Consider the following 18,773-nt stretch of genomic DNA (forward strand, 5'->3'; position numbering starts at 1 on the left):
CGGCCCGGGGGTCGGGGGGGGGCACGGGGGGGGGGGCCCGGGGGGGCGGGGGGGGGGCCCCCCCCACGTTCGTTTCTGCCTCTTTCGGGCGTCGTCGCCGCTTCCCGTTGTCGCCGGATCGCAGGAATAACCCCGGCCAGCCGGGTATCCGTGCGGTCCAACGTCTCAACGGGGAGGAAGCATGTTGGGTATCAAACGCCTCGGCCTGCTGGCCACGCTGGTGCTGGTGGGCCTCGCGCCCGCCGCGGCGGCGCAGGCGGCGGCGCAGCCGTCGGCACAGGACACGCAGTATCTGCAGGCGGTCCACCAGGTGAACCTGTACGAGATCGCCGCCGGTGAGCTGGCCCAGGAGAAGGGTCACAACCAGCAGGTCAAGGAGCTGGGGCAGCAGTTCGTCACGGATCACACCGAGCTGGACCAGTCGGTGCAGGAGCTGGCCGGACAGCTCAACGTCGAGCTGCCGAGCGAGCCGACCACCGATCAGCAGGACGGTCTGGACCAGCTCAACAACGCCAGCGGTGAGGAGTTCGACCGGCTCTGGGTGACCCAGGAACTGGCCGGCCACGTCCAGGCCATCCAGGCGACCCAGACGGAGATCTCGCAGGGTACCGAGCCGCAGGTGGTCCAGCTGGCGCAGACCGCGCTGCCGGTCCTGCAGGCGCACTACGACGCCCTGGTGATGCTGGCCGAGGACCTCGGCATCCCGGTCCCGGAGACCAGCCCGAGCGGTACGGCCAGCCCGGGTGGCACCGTGCCGGCTCCGGGCGGCACCACGCCGACCCCGGGTGAGACCTTCACCGAGGAGGCCCCGGTTCCGGGTGGCACCGTCACCGAGACCCCGGTGCCGCAGCAGAGCTGACCCGGCGGTACGCGACGAGCCGGTCCACCCCGTGCCGGGTGGACCGGCTCAGTCGGTGCTGCCCAGCCCGATGGCGAAGGCTTCCTCCAGGTCGTGCCGCGAGTACGCGCGGAAGGCGATGTGCGACTCGGTGTTGAGCACGCCCGGCACCTTCGAGATGCTGCCCGCGATGATCTGGGCGATCTCGTCGAACTCGCGGACCCGGACCATGGCGATCAGGTCGATGTGCCCGGCAACCGAGTAGACCTCGCTGACCCCCGGCAGGTTGGCCAGTGCCTCGGCCACCTCGGGGATCGAGTCGGTGGCGCAGTCGATCAGCACGATCGCGGTGATCACGGGACTCTCCGTTCGTCGGCGTACTCGCTCATGCTAGGCGGTGTGCCAGCAGCAGCGTGCGGGGCTGTGGCTGGCAGGCGCACGAAGAGGGCGGCGGACGCGAACCGCACCGCCGCGCCGAGCAGGTGACCCGCTTCGCGATGCCGTGCCGGGTGGCCTGCCAACCGATCAGCGGTAGCCCCCCGAGACCTGCATGGGCGCCCGCGCCGGCCACCGCCGAGGCGACGAGGACGAGGCGGCGTCCGATCGCGTCCGCGGCAGGTCAGATCGCCGGGACGGTCAGATCGGCGCCGACGCGGATCACGTCGTGCAGGTCCTCGTCCGCGCCTACGACGGCGTTCGGCCAGATCACGCTGCGGCTGACCGCACCCCGGACGGTGGCGCCCGCCCCCACGACCGAGCGGTGGCAGGCGCCGGTGACCGTGGCGGCCGGGTCGATCAGGCCACCGTCACCGGCGGCGTGCAGGTTCGCGGCGAGATAGTCGGCCGGGGTGCCGGTGTCGATGAAGGTGCCCGGGTAGCGGACCACGGTCAGCCGGCCGGCGGCCTCGGCCGGACGCCACAGCGCGCGTACCAGGTCGCCGAAGGTGGCGGGCAGGTCGCGGACCAGCCGCCACGGCAACAGGGAGAAACCGGTGAAGACGTGCCCGTCGAAGGTGCCCGGCGCGGCGGGGTCGGTGGCCGGCTGGCCGAGCAGGCGTACCGAGTCGCCGTCCCAGCCATCGAGCAGCGTGGCGATGTCGGGGCCGGGCGGTGCCGTCGGGTCGGCCAGGTAGGCGTCGGCGTTGCCGACCAGCACGCCCCGGCCGTCGATCCAATCCCGCAGCCGTCCCACACCGCCCGCGGTGCCGAGCGGGCTGCCCGGCTCCACCGAGAGGTGCGCCCGGGTGCCCACCCGCTCCACTACCTGTTCGCCCAGGTAGCAGGCGTTGACCGCGACCGCCGCCGGGCCGCTCAGGCCGAGGCCGGTGAGCCGGGCGAGTGCCCGGTCCAGCAGGGGCACGTTGCCCACCGGACAGAGCGCCTTGGGTGCCCGTTCGGTAAGCGGGCGCAGCCGGGTGCCCTCGCCGGCGGCGAGCACCACCGCGCAGATGCCGTCGGAGGGCGAGGTGGGCCGACGGCCGCTCTCGGCACCCTCGGGCCGGCTCATGGTGTCGTGTCGGGCAGCGGCGGTGGGAACTGCCCGGCCAGCGGACCGATGTCGTAGTACGCCAGCAGGCGGGCGGTCGGCCAGGTCAGCTTCGGCAGATCGTCCAGCGGATGCCAGGCGGCCTCGAAGACCTCGGCCCCGTCCACGGTCAGCTCGGTGCTGGACGCGGGCACCTCGGCGGTGAACACCACATCCACCCAGCCCTTGGCGTGCACGATGGCGTTGGGCACCGCCGGGGTCAGCCGGGTGGGGGAGAGGCGGACACCACTCTCCTCGTACAGCTCCCGGGCGGCGCCCACGGCGGGGTTCTCGCCGCGTTGCAGGAGCCCCGCCGGGAGGGTCCAGCCCCGGCCGGGCGGCTGGCGCAGCAGCAGCAGCCGTCCCGCGCCCTCGGCCTCACTGTCGCGCAGCAGGGTGACCGCGCCGACGATGTACTTGGGCACGGCCATCCGGACCAACCGACGTCGGACCGGCAACGGCAACCGGTAGAAGACCTGGTACGCGACGGCGCGCCCGGTGCGGCGGGTACGGGGGATCATGACCCCAGGCTAGTGGCCGTGAGGCGTGCTCGCGCCACGAGGACCACGTCGGGTACCGCGTGGGGCCTGGGCGGTCACTGACGGTGGTCGACCAGGTCGATGAGTTGGCGTACCACGGCGTCCGGCTCGATGACCCGGTCGAAGACCGCGACCAGCAGGGTTTCCAGATCCGGGTAGCCGAGTTCCTCCGACAGCCGCAGCAGCGGCAGATCGCTGGCCAGCCCTCGGTTGTGCTGACGCAGGGCCAGCCCGATGGTGGCGCGGCCCAGGCGTACCTTGTCGCTGATCGAGATGCCCGGTTCGCTGTGCTCGGCGAACCAACTGTTGATCTGCATCTGCGCGTGCGGTGACTTGACGAACCCCAGCCACTCGCGACGCGGCCCACGGGGAGCCACCTCGGCGTCGAGGCTGCTCTCCTCGTCCGTCTCGGTGAAGATCTCCACCACGTCACCCTCCTCAAGTTCGGAGGAGAGGGGCACCAGCCGACCGTTGACCCGGGCCGCCAGGCACCGTTCCCCCCGGTCCGTACCCAGCTCGTACGCCAGGTCGACCGGAGTGGCTCCCGCCGGCAGCACGATCTGCCGCCCCTCGGCGACCACCTGGATCTGCGCCTCGGACAGGTCGCAGCGCAGCGAGTGGAGGAACTGGGCCGGGTCGGCCGCATCCTGCTCCCAGTCCAGCACCCGCCGCAGCCAGTCGAGCTGCCCCGGGCGGGCGGTCGTCCCGCCGGAGCGGGGGAAGCGGAAATCGGCGGCCACCCCGTACTCGGCCGCGCGGTGCATCTCCGTCGTGCGGATCAGCACCTCGACCGTGCGGTTCTTCGGCCCGCAGACGCTGGTGTGCAGGGATCGGTAGAGGTTGTTCTTCGGTGAGGCGATGAAGTCCTTGAACCGGCCCGGCACCGGTCGCCAGACGCCGTGCACGGCGCCGAGTGCCGCATAACAGTCGGTCGCCGGGCCATCCACCACGATGGCGATCCGGGGCAGGTCGAACGGGGCGGTGTGACCGCCGGCCACGGTGTCCTTCCAGATCGAGTAGAGGTGCCGGGGTCGCGGGGCCACCTCGGCGTCCACCCGGCTGCGCCGCAGCGCCACCCTGGCCTGCGCGACCACCTCGGCGAGGTAGCCGTCCCAGCCGGGCCGGTCGTGCACGTGCCGCGCGATGCGGGCGTGCTCGTCCGGTTCGAGGTGCAGCAGCACCACGTCGTCCAACTCCCGCTTCAGGGTCTGGATGCCCAGCCGGTCGCAGAGCGGTACCAGCACCTCCTGGGTCTTGCGGGCGATCCGCTCGCGGGAGGCGGCCGAGCGCACGCCCAGGGTGCGCATGTTGTGCAGCCGGTCGGCGAGTTTGATGATGAGCACCCGGACGTCCTTGCCGGCTGCGATGATCATCTTGCGGATGGTCTCCGCCTCGGCGGCCTGCCCGTAGAACTCCTTGTCGAACTTGGTCACCCCGTCGACCAGGTGGGCGACCTCGTGGTCGAAGTCCTCCGCGAGGGCCTGCAACGTGTAGCGGGTGTCCTCCACCGTGTCGTGCAGCAGCGCCGCGACCAGGGTGGTGGTGTCCATGCCCAGTTCCGCGCAGATCTGGGCGACCGCCAGCGGATGGGTGATGAACGGTTCCCCGCTCTTGCGGAACTGGCCTCGGTGCATGTTGTCCGCGATGGTGTAGGCGCGGCGCAGCACCGCCGGGTCGGCACCGGCGTGAATGGCGCGGTGGGTACGTACCAGCTGGCCGACCGGTTCGGTCTCGGCGCTCGGCCAGGTCAGCAGCGATCGGAGTCGTCTGGTCAGGGGCAGCTCGCCGGACTGTGTCGGGAGCGCACCGCCCAGGGCGCCGCCGTGTCCGGCGTTGACGTCCACCTGGGACACCCCCTCACGCCTGCTGCACCACCACCGGATTCCGGCAAGCGGGAGCAGACCCTCGAAACGGGCAGGACTGCACTTCCTTAACAGAGTAAGTGAGTCGACGTAGTCCGATCGGACAGTTGCTCATGAGCGTTCGGACCAGAGTTGCCGGGACGCCCCGTTCTCGGCCTTGGTCAACAGGTCCCGGAACCGTGCCGCGCCGTCCACCGGAGAGGACCAACCGGCTGACATCTCGACCAGCCGGGTCTCCGGTCGCTCCAACCAGGACAGGATCCGCTCGGACTCCTCCGGGCTGGCGGCCGGGACCGGGCCGTGCCCGGGAGGCACCGTCTCGGCGGTGGCCCGGATGGTGGCCAACGTCGGTCGAGGGTGGACGCCGGGCGGGGACACCCCCGCCCCGGCGAGCCGCCCGTGCCGGACCAGCGCCAGCTCCCAGCCGCCGCCGGCCGCCGGGTGGGCGGCGGCCACCTCGGCGAGCCCACTCAACGCGGCGAGACGCTGCATACGCACGGCGGCCCGCAGCACCGCGGCGAGGCGGGAGCGCAGCACTGCCGCGTCCTCGTAGCGCTGGCCGGCGGAGAGCGCCTCGATCCGGGCGAGCAGGGCGTCCACCACCGGCTGCGGATCGCCGGTGGTGGCGGTGGCGAACGGCGTGACGGCCCGGGTGGCGTACTCCTCGGGAGAGATCCGGTGCTCGCAGGGGGCCGGGCAGCGGCCCAGCTCGGCCAGCGCGCAGGCCGGCGTGACGGTGCGCAGCGACAGCCGGTGGGTGCACTGCCGTAGCGGGACCGCGTCGTGGAAACCGGCGGCGGCCAGCTCGGCGGCGCGTCGCGAGGTGAACGGGCCGAGGTAGGCGCGGTCGCTCGGGGAGATCTCCCGGACCACCGACAACCGGGGGTACGGCCCGTCGGTCAGCTTCAGCCAGACCATCCGCTCCGGGTACTTCGACCGTCGGTTGTACGGCGGCGCGTGCGCCGCGATCAGCCGCAGCTCCCGCACCTCGGCCTCCAAGGAGTGCGCGCACTCCACCGCCTCGACCCGTTCGGCGGCGGCCAGCATCTCCGAGATCCGGGCGCGTTTCTCCGCCGCGGTGAAGTAGCTGCGCACCCGGGTGGCGATGTCCCGGGAGGTGCCGACGTAGAGCGGTCGGTCGTCGGCGGCCCGGAAGATGTAGACCCCGGGGGAGCGGGGCAGGCCGTCGGCCAGGTGCCGCTTGCGACGCTGGGTCGGGGTGACCGCGCGGGCGAACTCGATGGCGTCGCCGATGGTGTCGACCCGGTGCCCGCCGAGGCGTCCGATGAGCCCGTGCAGCACGTCGACGGTCGCCCGGGCGTCGTCCAGGGCCCGGTGGGTCGGCTGCGTGGCGGCGCGGAAGTACGCGGCGAGGGTGCCGAGCTTGCGGTTGGGCACCTCGTCGCGCAGCAGCACCCGCCGGGCCAGTGCTGCGGTGTCCAGCACCCGCGGGTTCGGCCAGCGGTAGCCGTGCTTCGCGCAGGCCGCCTTCAGGAAGCCGACGTCGTAGGGCGCGTTGTGGGCGACCAGCACGGCATCCGAGACGAACTCCAAAAAACTCGGCAGCACCTGCTCGATCGGCGGTGCCGGCAGCAGCATCGCCTGGGTGATGCCGGTCAGCACGGTGATGAAGGGCGGGATCGGCACCCCGGGGTTGACCAGGGTGGCCAGCACCCCCAGTTGCTCACCGCCGCGCACCTTGACCGCGCCGATCTCGGTGATGCCGCCACCGTCGGGAGCCCCTCCGGTGGTCTCCAGGTCGACTACCACGAACGTCGTCGCGGACAGCGGCAGGGCCGGGTCGACACCGCCGACGGTCGGATCGAGCCCGGCCAGCGCCGGTTGCAGAAACTCCTGTGCTGCCATCCGCGGCACCGTAACGGCCCGGTCCGACACTCGCGCCCCATCCGTCCCACCGGCAACTACCGGGTCTAGGATGAGAGATCGGCTCACTCACCGGGCGGTGGGCCCGGTCGCGGTGGGAGACTTGCCACATGCCCCTCACCGAGCCGCACGACGACAACCTCCCCCAGGAGGAGCAGGTCGTCGCGATGCCCGCGGCCGGTGACGATGCCACCGAGGCCCCGGCGGTGCCGGACTCCGGGCCGGTGGAGCCCGGGCAGCCGGAGCCGGAGCCGAGCCTGCCCGAGCCGGTGCGACAGCGGATCGTCTCGCTCACCGCCGCCGTGCTGCCGGGTCTGCCCGGCGACGAGGTGCCCGTGCCGCTGCGCCGGGTCGCCAAGTTCGCCCCGAACCGACGCGCCCGGCTCGGTGCGCCGGTGATCGCCGCCCAGCTCGCCGCCGATCCGCTGTTCCGGCAGCGGGTCACCGCCCGGGTCCTGACCGACGCTGGTGACCTGGGTACGGCCGTGGTGGAGGGCACTGCCCCCGCCGCCGCCGACCCGGTCGAGGTGGCCGCCCTGGCCTACCTGGCCCGCCCGCGCGGCTGGCGGGAGTTGATCGAGGCCAGCGGGGCGGCGGTCCGCGCCGAGGCGGACACGGCGGTGGTGGCCGAACTGGTCCGGCAGGCCGAGCAGCGGGCCACCCGGGCCGAGCATGACCGGGCGGTGGCCCGCGTGGAGGCGGACAAGCTCCGCGACGAGCTGGCCCGGGTGCGCGAGGAGTTGGGCCAGCTGCGTGAGGAGGCCCGGCAGTTGGCCCGCACCCTGCGGGAGAACCAGGCCCGCGAGCGCCGGGCGAACGAGCTGCTGGCAACCGAGCGGGGCCGGGCCGCGCGGGCCGCCGCCGACGCGGACGCCGAACTGCGTCGGGCCCGGGCCCGGCTGGCCGAGGCGGAGGCGACGGCCGGAGCGGCCCGCAGCAGCGCCAAGGAGGCCCGCTCGGTCGACGACGCACGGCTGTGGCTGCTGCTGGAGACGATCGGTCAGGCCGCCCTCGGGCTGCGCCGGGAGCTGGCTCTGGACCCGGTCGACAGACTGCCCGCCGACTTCGTGGCCGACTCCTTCGCCAATTCTCCGGCCGCCACCGCGGCCGCGGCCCGGGCCCAGGACACCGACGACCCGGCCCGGCTGGATCAACTGCTGGCCCTGCCCCGGGCGCACCTGGTGGTCGACGGCTACAACGTGACCAAACGCGGCTTCGGCGAGATGTCCCTGGAGCAGCAGCGCAAACGGCTGGTCACCGGCCTCGGCGGGATCGCCGCGCAAACCGGCGACGAGGTCACCGTGGTCTTCGACGGCGCCGAACGCGTGCACGGACTGCCGCCTGCCCCGCGAGGCGTACGGGTGCTGTTCTCCCGCAAGGGTGAGACCGCCGACGAGTTGATCCGCCGACTGGTCCGTGCCGAACCACCGGGCCGCCCCGTGGTCGTGGTGTCCTCCGATCGTGAGGTCGCCGACGGGGTACGCCGGCACGGGGCGTACCCGCTGGGTGCGGACTCGCTGGTGCGCCGGCTGTCGCGGTCCTGAGCCGGCGGCGGTGGTCCTGCGCCGGCCGTCCGGGTGGTCGACGGGCGCGGGGCGGGCACCCGCCGGGACATAGGATGGGCGGCCATGGCGACAGGAGCGGCGGTATGAGGCGCACGGCGGGCGACGGGTCGGTTCGCGTCCGCTGCGGCGGGTCGCCGCTGCCGGGCGGGGTGGCGCGGTGAGCCCGCGAGGGTGGGCGGTGCTGACCCTGGCCGGGCTGGGCGTCGCGCTGGTCGTGACGGCACTGGTGCTGGTCCCCTGGCAGCGCCCACCGGCACCCCGGGCAGACCAACTCGCCGCCCTGCGTGACCTGCCGACCGAGCAGGTGGAGCGAGCCCGGCAGTTCCGCTCCGCGTTGCGCCCCGGCGGATGGGCGGCGCTCGGCGTCGGCCTGCTGGTGGCACTGGCTCTCGGGTTGACCCCGCTGGGCAGCCGCCTGGTCGAGTTGGCCGGGCGCCCCTTCGGCGGGCACTGGATCGCGCAGGCGATCCTCGGCGGTCTGGCCGTGGTGCTGGTCGCCGACCTGATGACGCTGCCGTTCGCGGCCTGGCGGCACAGCGTGCTCACCCGTTACGGGCTGGCCACCAACGGCTGGGGCGGCTGGGCGGTGGACCTGCTCAAGTCGTACGCGGTCAGCGCCGTCATCGGGGCGGTGGCGCTGCTCGGCTTCTACACCGTCATCCGACTCGCCCCGCGCTGGTGGTGGGCGTTCGGCGCGGCTGGCGCCGCCACCCTGGTGGTGCTGCTCTCCTTCGTGCTGCCGGTGCTGGTCGAGCCAATCTTCAACCGGTTCAGCCCGATGGAGCCGTCGCCGTTGCGCAGCCAGCTCATCGAGCTGGCCGAACGCGACAAGGTGCCGGTGCGCGACGTGCTCGTCGCCGACGCGTCCCGGCGCACCCGGGCGGTCAACGCGTACGTCTCCGGATTGGGGCCGACCCGCCGGGTGGTGGTCTACGACAACCTGCTGCGTGAGGCGACGCCGGCCGAGGTGACCGCAGTGGTGGCGCACGAGCTCGGCCACGCCCGGGACCGGGACGTGCCGGTGGGCACCCTCACCGGCGCGCTCGGTGCCGCCGCCGCCGTGGTGGCGCTCTACCTGATCGGCTCCTGGCCACCGCTGCTGCGCCTGGCCGGTGTCGACTCGATGGCTCAACCGCGCGCGTTTCCGCTGCTGCTCGCCCTGGTGACGGTGGCCGGGTTGGTCTTCACCCCGGTGCAGGCGCTGATGTCCCGGCGGGTCGAGGCCCGCGCCGACGCGCACGCGCTGGCGTTGACCGCAGACCCGGCGGCGTTCGAGTCGATGCAGCGGCGGCTGTCCGCGGTCAACCTCTCCGACCCCGACCCACCCCGCTGGGAATACCTGTACTCGGCGTCGCACCCGTCCACCGTGGAACGGATCGCCGCCGCCCGCGCGTACGCCCGAAAGGTTGGCCGGTGAGCGAGCGTCAGCGAGCGAATCATCAACGCAGCGTCCTGGTGCCTCAGGGCGGCCCGCAGCGTAGCGGAGGGCCGGCATGAGCCGCACGTTGCTGGTGACGAACGATTTCCCGCCGCGGCCGGGCGGCATCCAGTCGTTCGTCCACAACCTCGCGGTGCGCCAGCCGGCCGGTTCGGTGGTGGTGTACGCGTCGCGCTGGGCCGGTGCGGACAAGTTCGACGCCGACCAGCCGTTCGAGGTGGTGCGGGAGCGCACCAAGGTGCTGCTGCCCACCCCGCTGGTGGCGCGCCGGGCCGCGCGGCTGGCCCGGTCGTACGGCTGCGACACGGTCTGGTTCGGCGCGGCGGCTCCGCTCGGCCTGCTCGCCGCCGGGCTGCGCCGACGGGCCGGGATCCGACGGGTGGTCGCCCTGACCCACGGCCACGAGGTCGGCTGGGCGGCGTTGCCGATGGCCCGGACGGCGCTGCGGCGCATCGGTCGGGACACCGACGTGGTCACCTACCTGGGGGAGTACACCCGCACCCGGCTGGCCCGGGCGCTGGACGGCCTGACCGAGCTGCGGCGGCTGGCGCCCGGCGTGGACACCGACGTCTACCACCCGTCAGTCGACGGCGGCGCGGTGCGGCACCGGCTCGGCCTGGCCGACCGGCCGGTGGTGGTCTGTGTGTCCCGGCTGGTACCCCGCAAGGGCCAGGACATGCTGATCCGGGCGATGCCGCTGATCCGTCGCCGGGTGCCCGACGCCGCGTTGCTGGTGGTCGGCGGCGGACCGTACCGGACCACGCTGGCCCGGCTGGCCCGCCAGTCCGGAGTGGAGCGGGACGTGGTCTTCACCGGCTCGGTGCCCTCGGCCGAACTGCCCGCCCACTACGCGGCCGGCGACGTGTACGCCATGCCGTGCCGCACCCGCAACCGGGGACTGGACGTCGAAGGGCTCGGCATCGTCTACCTGGAGGCGTCAGCGACCGGTTTGCCGGTGGTGGCCGGTAACTCCGGCGGTGCCCCGGACGCGGTGCGTCAGGGCGAGACGGGCTACGTGGTTGACGGTCGGGACCTCGCCGACCTCGCCGACCGGGTGGCCACCCTGCTGGCCGACCGGGACCTGGCCCGGCAGTTCGGCGCCGCCGGCCGGGCCTGGGTGGAGCGGGAGTGGCGCTGGGAGACGCAGGCGCTACGCCTGGCCACACTGCTCGCCGGCTGAGACCGGCCGTCGGAGGGTGGTTCAGCGGATGCGGGCGAGAATGTGGTCGGGGGAGGCGGGGCGGCCGAAGTGCCAGCCCTGGCCGGCGTCACAGCCGATCGCCCGCAACCGCTCGGCCTGCCCGTCCGTCTCCACACCCTCCGCGGTGACCGTCAGGTCCAGCGCGTGCGCCAGCGACACCAGCGAGGCCAGGATCCGCTCGTCGGCGCGGGCCTCCGGGGCGCGTAGGCCGCGGACGAACTCACCGGCCACCTTCAGCTCGGTCACCGGGAGGTCCCGTAGGTAGGCGAGGTTGCTGTAGCCGGTGCCGAAGTCATCGATGGCGATCCGGATGCCCAGGTCGGCGAGGGCACGAAGGGCGCGCACCGGCTCCTCGGAGGTGGTCATCATGGTGCTTTCGGTGATCTCCAGCTGGAGCCGGTTCGGCGGCAGGCCGGTACGCCGCAGCAGGGACCGCACCTCCTGCACCAGAGCGGGGCGGCGGACCTGACGGACCGCCAGGTTGACGCTGACGTAGGGCGGCTGGCCCGAGGTGGACGTCCAACCGACCGCCTCACGGCACGCCTCGGCGAGCACCCACCCGCCGAGCTGCACGATCAATCCGGTCTCCTCGGCCAGGCCGATGAAGCTGTCCGGAGGCAACACGCCCAGTTCTGGGTGACGCCACCGGACCAGCGCCTCCATTCCCAGCAGCGAGCCGTCGTGCAACGAGGTCAACGGTTGGTAGTCGAGGAAGAACTCACCCCGTTCCAAGCCCGCCGGGATGGCCGCGCTCAGCTCCTGACGAGCCTGTTCCTGCCCGTCGCGCTCCGCGTCGTACAGGGCCCATCCCGCGCCGCCAGCCGACTTGGCCCAGTGCAGGGTGCTGCCGGCGGCACGCATCAGGTCGTCCGGTGAGGTCCCCGCGACCCGCCGCTCCACGATGCCCACGCTCGCCGTGACCGTCACGTCATGCCCGTCGACCACCACCGGCTCGGAGAGCGCGGCCAGTGCCGCCTCGGCGACGGCGACCACGTCACCGGTGCCGGTGGACCGTTCGACAAGGACGACGAAGGCGTCCCCGCCGAGCCGTGCGACCAGGTGCGGCTCGACCGCCCGCCGTAGTCGCCGTGCCGCCGCCACCAGGGCCCGGTCGCCGATCTGGTGTCCGAACGAGTCGTTGACCCGCTTGAACCGGTCCAGGTCGAGGAAACACAGCCCGACCCGACGGCCGCCGCTGCCGACTGATCCGTCGACGGCGGCGGCGAGGCGTTCGGCGAAGAGCGTGCGATTCGGCAGGTCGGTCAACGGGTCGTGGGTGGCCTGATGCCGGAAGCGGGCCTCGCTGACCCGCAGGGCCTGCTCCGCCTCGACGCGGGCGGTCATCGCGGCCCGGCGGATGGACTCCTGCTCGTCGAGGGTCCGGTCCCGCAGCGCCCGGGCGTAGCCGGTGGCGACCACGCCCAGCAGCCGGGCCATCCGGTCCTCGATGTCGTCGGCGACCAGGTCGAGGTCACGGACCAGCCGAAGCTTGATCACCTCGACGGTCCGGCCGAGCGCCTCGGCGGAAACGATGTGCGCGGCGACCAACTCGTCGGCGACCTTGTGCCCCACCCGCAGGTCGAGCGGCTCCGCCCGCAGCGCCTCGGCGAGCAGGTCGGTGAGCCGCTGCAGCAGCATCTCCAGCTGGGCGTGGGTCATCGGCAGATAACTGGTGCCCGATACCGCCTTCGCCCAGGCGCGGGCGAACGCGCCGACGCAGGGCCGGCCGTCCGTAGGCTCACCCACCGAGGCGCCCGACCCCGCCGAGGAACACCGCCCGTTCGGCGTCCTCGGCGCTCTCCGGCGTTTCCGGGCGCCACTGCGGCACCCACACCACGCCGGGCTCGACCAACTCGAAGCCGTCGAAGAACCCGGTCAGCTCGGCCCGGCTGCGAATGAACAGCGGGCTGTCGGTGCGCCGGTAGACCTCCTCGGCCTCGGCCCGCTCGGCCTCGTCCCGGCCGTCGTCGCTGGCCTGCGACAGGACCAGGTAGCTGCCGGGAGCCAGGGCCGCCCGGAGGGTCCGCAGCACCTCGGCCGGCCGGTCGTCGTCGGAGACGAAGTGCAGGACCGCCACCACCAGCACGGCGATCGGCTGGGAGAAGTCGAGCATCGCGTGGACGTCGGGGTGGGTCAGGATCCGGTCGGGGTGGCGCAGGTCCTCCTCGACGACCGCCGTGCGGTCGTCGCCGGCCAGGATCTTCCGACTGTGGGCCACGGCGACCGGGTCGACGTCGACGTAGACCACCCGCGAGTCGGGAGCGTGCCGCTGCGCGATCTCGTGCACGTTGCCCACGGTGGGGATGCCGGAGCCGATGTCCAGGAACTGGCGGATGCCGGCATCGGTGAGGAACTGCACGGCCCGGCGCAGGAAGGCGCGGTTGGCCTGGGCCATCAGCGGCGCCTGCGGCACCGCCGCCACCATCGCGCGGGCGGTCGCCCGGTCCACGGCGAAGTTGTGTGAGCCGCCGAGGTAGTAGTCGTACATGCGGGCGACGCTGGGACGTTCGACGTCGATTGTCTCGGGTACCCAGTCCGGCCGCTGCAATGCCCTCACCCCTTCGCGCGCCTTCGGGGGCGACGGTGCCCCGGCGGGTATTCTGCCCCGCTTTCGCAAGGGAGGCCATAGCCGGCACGTGCCAGAGGGCGATCGATGCGAAGATCCGTGCCCCGCCGAGGTGGGACACGGATCGTCGTCGGTGCCGCGCCGATCAGAACTTCGGCGCGTCCGGTGCCTCGAGCAGACCGAGCCGCAGTGCGGTCATCAGCGCCTGTGCCCGGTTGGCCGCGCCGAGCTTCTCGTAGAGCTTCGAGATGTGGGTCTTGGCGGTCGATTCGCTGACGAACAGCTGCTTGGCGATGCCGGCGACGCTCATCCCGTCGGCGAGCAGCCGCAGCACCTGACCCTCGCGGGGGGACAGCTGCGGACCGGACGGGGCGAGCCGACGCTTCATCGCCTCGGCCAGGTCGGCGGCGGTGAAGGCGCTGGGGGAGGAGGCGGCGTGCCGGGCGGCGGCGACCACCTCGTCGGCCGGCGCGGTCTTCGGCACGAACGCGCTGGCACCGGCCTCCAGGGCGCCGAAGAGCTGGTCGTCGCCGGCGTACATGGTGAGCACCACGATGCCCATGGACACGCTGGACTTGCGCAGCGCCCGGGTGGCCTCCAGGCCGCTGCCGTCGGGCAGTCGCAGATCCATGATCACCACATCGGGCTGCAGGGCGCCGGCCTGTCGGACGCCCTCCGCCGCGGTGGCCGCCTCGCCGACGACCTCGAACTGCCGGTCGCGCTCGAAGGCGTGCCGCAGGCCCTTGCGGATCAAGTCGTGATCGTCGACAAGGAGGACCTTGGTACGGGTTGCCGGTGTCGGGCTTGTGGTCATCCTCGGCTTACTCCCCTTCTGCAGCGGCGGCGCTACCGCGAACGTTATCGCGCCGGGGCGGTGAACCGACCACCACCGCGACGGTCGTCCCGCTCGGCTGTCGCGGCCTGATCTCCAATCGGCCCCGGATACGTTCCGCTCTCTCGGCCATGATCGCAAGACCATAGTGCCCGTCCGAGCGCTGGTCACCTATGCCGTGACCGTCATCCGACACTTCGATCTGCGCGTAGGGCGGGTCCACCTCACAGGTGACCCAGAGATTGGCCGCGCCGGCGTGCTTGCGGGCGTTGGTGACCGCCTCCTGGGCGATGCGCAGCAACTCGGCCTCGGTCGCGGCGGGCAGCCGGGCGGTGGACTCGTCCAGGGACAGGTGCACCCGCAGTCCGCCGGAGGCACCGACGGTGCGGGCGTACTCGGCGATGGCGGCGGCCAGGCCGCCGTGCCGGTCCACCTCGCTGCGCAGCTCGAACAGGCTCAGCCGTAGCTCGGTGATCACCCGGGTAACCTCCTGGCGCAGCAGGCGCAGCGACTCGGCGGTCTCCTCGGCGTCGTCGTGCACGGTGGCCAGGGCGTTGTCGATGCCGTAACCCACCATCACCAGTTCCTGGGCCACCCCGTCGTGAATCTCCCGGGCCAGCCGCTGCCGTTCCTCGTTGGTGGCCAGCGAGCGCACCTCGTCGAAGAGCAGGGCGGCCTCCAGCCGCAGCGCGGCCGGGCCGGTCAGCCCGGTCACCTGGGCCACCACCGGTGGCGGGTACGCGTGCGCCGTGTCGGTCTCCAGCACCACCAGACCCACCGTGCGTAACCCGGCCACCAGCGGCACGATCAGCGCCGAGACGTCCCCACCGCGGTGTGAGCGGGACTGCGAGCGGGCCGAGGTCTGCGACTGCTGGCTGGCCCAGGCGTCGGCGATGGCCGAGTCCGCGTCGATGGTGGTCTCCCAGTCGACCCGGTCCGCACCGAGCTGGGCGAGCACCACCAGCCGGCCACCACCGCTGGCGGAGAGCACCGCGCCCCGGTCGGTACGGGCCACCGTGCGCAACTCCTCCAACAGGTGCTCGGAGATGCCGCCCGGGTCCAGCGTGGCGCCGGGCAGTTGGCGGGCCACCGTGCGCAGCTGGGTCAGCAGCCGGGTCGCCTCGGCGTACGGCTGGGGTTTGCTGTCGTGGCGGGCCTGCATCACCCGGTGCAGGGTGCCGGCGGCATAGAGACCGAGGGCGGCCAGGACCAGCCACTGCGCGCAGACGGCGAGGTAGCCGGGCTGGCTGAGCTGGCGAACCCCGCCGACCTCGGTGACCGCGCCGGCGACCAGCAGACTGCCGGCGGTCACCGCGATCAGTGCCGCGCCCTCACGGAAGCGGCGACGCAGCGCCGTGACGGTCACCGGCACCGCGAGGTAGGGCAGCACCGCGGAGGCGCCCAGCCCACCGATGTGGCCGCCGACGGTGGCCACCGCGGCGACCTGGCTGGCCGCCAGACCGAGCACCACCACCTCCACCACCCGGCTCAGCGGGCCGACGAGCCGGTGCTGGGGTGCCAGCATCGCCGGCAGCCCGGCCAGCGCCAGCAGGACGATCCACCACAGCTGGGTCACGTCGCGGGTGGCGAACAGGGTCAGGACGGCGACCAGCGTGAGCACGACGACGCGCGCCGCCGCGGCGAGCGGGTGCGGGCGGGCCAGGGCAGATGTGGAGGCGGGCACGTGACGGATGGTAGTCAGCCGCGGTAGATGTCGGCGATCTCCGCCGCGTACGTCTTGTGCACGACCTGGCGTTTGACCTTCAGCGACGGGGTCAACTCCCCGGCCGCCTCGGTGAAGTCGCGCGGCAGCACCCGGAAGACCTTTATCGCCTCGGCCTTGGAGACCGACTGGTTGGCCTGGTCAACGGCGGCCTGGATCTCCGCGCGCAGCCCCTCGTGCTCGCGTAGCTCCTCGATGCCGGTGTTCGCCGGCAGCCCGGCCGACTCCAGCCAGCCCGGCAGGGCCTCCTCGTCGAGGGTGACCAGCGCGGCGATGAACGGCTGCCGGTCACCCACCACGACGCACTGGCTGACCAGGCGGTGTGCCCGGACCTGGTCCTCCAGCACGGCCGGGGCGACGTTCTTGCCGCTGGCCGTCACGATGATCTCCTTCTTCCGGCCGGTGATGGTCAGGTAGCCGTCACCGTCGAGCGAGCCCAGGTCGCCGGTGCGGAACCAGCCGTCCGGGGTGAGCGCCTCGGCGGTGGCCGCGTCGTTGTGCCAGTAACCCCGGAAGACGAGATCACCGGCGACGAGGACCTCGCCGTCGTCCTCGGTGCGGATGGTCACCCCGGGCAACGGCCGGCCGACAGTGCCGATCCGGGTGAATCCGGGCACGTTGGCCGAGACGGCGGGAGAGGTCTCGGTCAGACCGTATCCCTCGCAGATCGTCACGCCGATGCCCCGGAAGAAGTGGCCGAGCCGGGCGCCGAGTGGCGCGCCGCCGGAGATCGCGTCGCGGCAGCGCCCGCCGAGCGCGGCCCGCAGCTTGCCGTAGACCAGCCGGTCGAAGAGCGCGTGCTGGGCCCGCAGTGCCAGGCCCGGTCCGCCGGGTGTCTCCAGCGCCTCGCTGTACGCGATGGCGACCGCCTCGGCCCGGGCGAAGATCTTGCCCTTGCCGCCGGCCTCGGCCTTCTGCTTGGCGCCGTTGTAGACCTTCTCGAAGACGCGGGGCACCGAGAGCACGAAGGTCGGCTTCACCTCCTGTAACTCGGCGACCAGGTTCTTGGTGTCCGAGCAGTGCGCCATCGTGGCCCGGGCCTGCACCACGCCGACCTGGATGAGCCGGGCGAAGGCGTGGGCGAGCGGCAGGAACAGCAGGGTCGACGCGTTCGGCCCGAACAGGTTCGGCAGCACCGGGACGGCGTTGGCGACGTCGGCGTACATGTTGCGGTGGGTCAGCACGCAGCCCTTGGGCCGGCCGGTGGTGCCGCTGGTGTAGATGATCGTCGCCACGTCCGAGGAGCGCAGGCCCGCCCGGCGGCGCTCGATCTCGGTCGGCTCCACCTCCGCGCCGGCGGCCACCAGGTCGTCCACGCCACCCAGGTCGATCTGCCAGACGTGGGACAACTCGGGCAACTGGTCACGGACGCCGGCCACCAGCGTGACGTGCGCGGTGGTCTCCACCACCACGGCCACCGCGCCGGAGTCACCCAGGATCCAGGCCGCCTGCTCGGGGCTGGAGGTCTCGTAGATCGGCACGGTAACCGCACCGGCCGCCCAGATGGCGTAGTCGACGAGCGTCCACTCGTACCGGGTACGGCTCATCAGCGCCACCCGGTCGCCCGGCTGCACGCCGGCGGCCACCAGCCCGCGGGCGACCGTCGCCACCTCGTCGCGGAACTGCCGGCAGGTCACGTCGGCCCAGGCGCCCGCGGCGTCGCGGCGGACGAACTGCACCGCGTCAGGCGCGCTCTCGGCGTTGTCCCAGACCGGATCGGTGAGGTTGGCCGAATCGCCGACGGTGACGATCGGCGGAACGGTGAACTCGCGCACCTGCACTCCCTCGTGCTCACGGGACCGGGTCGGGCCGCCACCTGGGCCGGTGGCTCTGTCGAAACCTACCCGCCCGGTCGACCGGGAGCACGCCGCAGATGGGCGGCGCGGCGCGCGGCGGGTCGTCGGACGGTAGCCTCCCAGCATGGCGGACTCCTCCACCCAGTCGATCATCATCGGCGCGTCACCGGACCGGGTGGCCGCGGTCATCTGTGACTTCCCGAGCTACCCCGAGTGGACCGACGCGGTCCGTGCGGCGGAGGTGATCGAGGAGTACGAGGACGGTTACGCGAGCCAGGTCCGTTTCGTCCTCGACGCCACGGTGATGGCCGACGAGTACGTGTTGGCGTACGCCTACGCCGAAGATCTGTCCCGGATCGAGTGGCACCTGGTGGCCCCGTCGAAGATGCAGAAGGCGCAGCGGGGCGCGTACGACCTGGTGGCCGATGGCGAAGGGGGTACCACCGTGACCTACACCCTGGAGGTGGAGCTCGCGGTCGGGATGCTCGGCATGTTCCGTCGCAAGGCCGAAAGAATGATCATGGATGCGGCGTTGAAGGAGCTCAAGCGCCGGGTAGAAGCATCCGGTGCGGCGCAGTGACGCATCCGGCGACCCGGTCGCCGTGGTAGAGGAGCCCAGCATGGGTGCGACAGATCCGGGCACGGCCCGGGAGGAAGCGGAGCGGCTGGTCGCCACTCTGCTGGCCACCGTACGGTTGGCCGCCGCCAACCCGGCGGCGGTGCCGCTGGGCCCGCTCGGCGGGATCGTGACCGGTGTCCTCGGTCACAACGACGTCCCGGGCGCGGCCTCCGGCGGCGCCGGGGCGGGTTTCGCCACCGGTGCGGCCGAATGCTGCGTCTGCCCGGTTTGCCGAGGCATCGCCGCGTTGCGTGACCCGAGCCCCGAGTTCGCCGAACGCCTGGCCACCGGTGCCGGGGATCTGGCCGCTGGCCTGGCCAGTTTCCTGCGTGCCTTCGCCCCGGCCGAGCCGCCCGCCGGACCGGGCGCGGCGTCGGCGCGGGGG

At 72.9% G+C, this 18,773-nt stretch carries 15 protein-coding genes and 1 pseudogene; 6 read left to right on the forward strand and 10 right to left on the reverse strand.

All coding sequences use genetic code 11. The features are described from left to right. Positions 1–181 precede the first annotated feature (181 nt). Positions 182–859, forward strand: a complete 678-nt coding sequence (locus AC2CHE_RS24060; RefSeq protein WP_484507123.1) for a DUF4142 domain-containing protein — start codon at positions 182–184, stop codon at positions 857–859. Between the two features lie 48 nt (positions 860–907). Here the strand turns inward: AC2CHE_RS24060 and AC2CHE_RS24065 are convergent, their stop codons facing one another. From AC2CHE_RS24065 to AC2CHE_RS24085, 5 genes are all read right to left on the reverse strand, one after another. Further along, positions 908–1,195, reverse strand: a complete 288-nt coding sequence (locus AC2CHE_RS24065) for an Lrp/AsnC family transcriptional regulator (protein WP_484507124.1) — start codon at positions 1,193–1,195, stop codon at positions 908–910. 262 nt (positions 1,196–1,457) lie between these two features. Next, the gene (locus AC2CHE_RS24070; RefSeq protein WP_484507125.1) at positions 1,458–2,345 is read right to left on the reverse strand and encodes a nucleotidyltransferase family protein; all 888 of its coding nucleotides are present in this window, start codon (positions 2,343–2,345) and stop codon (positions 1,458–1,460) included. Then, positions 2,342–2,884 (reverse strand): NUDIX hydrolase, encoded by a 543-nt coding sequence (locus AC2CHE_RS24075; RefSeq protein WP_484507126.1) that lies wholly within the window; start codon positions 2,882–2,884, stop codon positions 2,342–2,344. Before AC2CHE_RS24075 ends, AC2CHE_RS24070 begins: the two co-directional genes overlap by 4 nt. A 74-nt stretch (positions 2,885–2,958) precedes the next feature. Further along, a complete protein-coding gene (locus AC2CHE_RS24080; protein WP_484507127.1) occupies positions 2,959–4,746 on the reverse strand; it encodes a RelA/SpoT family protein in 1,788 nt (595 codons plus the stop codon). A gap of 129 nt (positions 4,747–4,875) precedes the next feature. After that, positions 4,876–6,630 carry a DEDD exonuclease domain-containing protein gene (locus AC2CHE_RS24085; protein WP_484507128.1) on the reverse strand — a complete coding sequence of 585 codons (1,755 nt, stop codon included), beginning with the start codon at positions 6,628–6,630 and terminating at the stop codon, positions 4,876–4,878. Between the two features lie 128 nt (positions 6,631–6,758). Here AC2CHE_RS24085 and AC2CHE_RS24090 point away from each other — a divergent pair, with 128 nt between their 5' ends. The 3 genes from AC2CHE_RS24090 to AC2CHE_RS24100 all read left to right on the forward strand — a co-directional run bounded on the left by AC2CHE_RS24090 (position 6,759) and on the right by AC2CHE_RS24100 (position 10,831). Beyond that, positions 6,759–8,192: an NYN domain-containing protein gene (locus AC2CHE_RS24090; protein WP_484507129.1), complete on the forward strand. Its 1,434-nt coding sequence runs from the start codon at positions 6,759–6,761 to the stop codon at positions 8,190–8,192. A gap of 178 nt (positions 8,193–8,370) precedes the next feature. Next, a complete protein-coding gene (locus tag AC2CHE_RS24095) occupies positions 8,371–9,630 on the forward strand; it encodes a M48 family metallopeptidase (protein WP_484507130.1) in 1,260 nt (419 codons plus the stop codon). A 76-nt stretch (positions 9,631–9,706) separates the two neighbouring features. Beyond that, positions 9,707–10,831: a glycosyltransferase family 4 protein gene (locus AC2CHE_RS24100; protein ID WP_484507131.1), complete on the forward strand. Its 1,125-nt coding sequence runs from the start codon at positions 9,707–9,709 to the stop codon at positions 10,829–10,831. Between the two features lie 21 nt (positions 10,832–10,852). Here AC2CHE_RS24100 and AC2CHE_RS24105 read toward each other — a convergent pair whose 3' ends face one another. The 5 genes from AC2CHE_RS24105 to AC2CHE_RS24125 all read right to left on the reverse strand — a co-directional run bounded on the left by AC2CHE_RS24105 (position 10,853) and on the right by AC2CHE_RS24125 (position 17,748). After that, positions 10,853–12,511 (reverse strand): putative bifunctional diguanylate cyclase/phosphodiesterase, encoded by a 1,659-nt coding sequence (locus AC2CHE_RS24105; protein WP_484507135.1) that lies wholly within the window; start codon positions 12,509–12,511, stop codon positions 10,853–10,855. Positions 12,512–12,590: 79 nt separating this feature from the next. Next, on the reverse strand, positions 12,591–13,400 hold the full coding sequence (locus AC2CHE_RS24110; RefSeq protein WP_484507136.1) for an SAM-dependent methyltransferase: 810 nt from the start codon (positions 13,398–13,400) through the stop codon (positions 12,591–12,593). Between the two features lie 163 nt (positions 13,401–13,563). Then, positions 13,564–14,232 carry a response regulator transcription factor gene (locus AC2CHE_RS24115; protein WP_092382321.1) on the reverse strand — a complete coding sequence of 223 codons (669 nt, stop codon included), beginning with the start codon at positions 14,230–14,232 and terminating at the stop codon, positions 13,564–13,566. Positions 14,233–14,239: 7 nt separating this feature from the next. After that, entirely contained in the window at positions 14,240–15,934 is a 1,695-nt protein-coding gene (locus tag AC2CHE_RS24120; RefSeq protein ID WP_484507132.1) for a sensor histidine kinase, read from the reverse strand. A 14-nt stretch (positions 15,935–15,948) separates the two neighbouring features. Further along, positions 15,949–17,748 (reverse strand): AMP-dependent synthetase/ligase, encoded by a 1,800-nt coding sequence (locus AC2CHE_RS24125; protein ID WP_484507133.1) that lies wholly within the window; start codon positions 17,746–17,748, stop codon positions 15,949–15,951. 145 nt (positions 17,749–17,893) lie between these two features. On the opposite strand from AC2CHE_RS24125, the gene AC2CHE_RS24130 reads away from it, so the two are divergent. Both AC2CHE_RS24130 and AC2CHE_RS24135 read left to right on the forward strand, forming a co-directional pair. Next, on the forward strand, positions 17,894–18,349 hold the full coding sequence (locus AC2CHE_RS24130) for an SRPBCC family protein (RefSeq protein WP_484507134.1): 456 nt from the start codon (positions 17,894–17,896) through the stop codon (positions 18,347–18,349). A 40-nt stretch (positions 18,350–18,389) separates the two neighbouring features. Beyond that, positions 18,390–18,773: pseudogene (locus AC2CHE_RS24135) on the forward strand (hypothetical protein); the annotation flags it as partial.

This window comes from Micromonospora sp. ATLC16, from assembly GCF_057196645.1.

Coding starts and splice junctions, on each gene's coding strand:
- AC2CHE_RS24070 (WP_484507125.1), bottom strand. CDS start 2,345: ATGAGCCGGCCCGAGGGTGCCGAGAGCGGCCGTCGGCCCACCTCGCCC.
- AC2CHE_RS24115 (WP_092382321.1), bottom strand. CDS start 14,232: ATGACCACAAGCCCGACACCGGCAACCCGTACCAAGGTCCTCCTTGTC.
- AC2CHE_RS24100 (WP_484507131.1), top strand. CDS start 9,707: ATGAGCCGCACGTTGCTGGTGACGAACGATTTCCCGCCGCGGCCGGGC.
- AC2CHE_RS24130 (WP_484507134.1), top strand. CDS start 17,894: ATGGCGGACTCCTCCACCCAGTCGATCATCATCGGCGCGTCACCGGAC.
- AC2CHE_RS24085 (WP_484507128.1), bottom strand. CDS start 6,630: ATGGCAGCACAGGAGTTTCTGCAACCGGCGCTGGCCGGGCTCGATCCG.
- AC2CHE_RS24090 (WP_484507129.1), top strand. CDS start 6,759: ATGCCCCTCACCGAGCCGCACGACGACAACCTCCCCCAGGAGGAGCAG.
- AC2CHE_RS24105 (WP_484507135.1), bottom strand. CDS start 12,511: ATGACCCACGCCCAGCTGGAGATGCTGCTGCAGCGGCTCACCGACCTG.
- AC2CHE_RS24060 (WP_484507123.1), top strand. CDS start 182: ATGTTGGGTATCAAACGCCTCGGCCTGCTGGCCACGCTGGTGCTGGTG.
- AC2CHE_RS24075 (WP_484507126.1), bottom strand. CDS start 2,884: ATGATCCCCCGTACCCGCCGCACCGGGCGCGCCGTCGCGTACCAGGTC.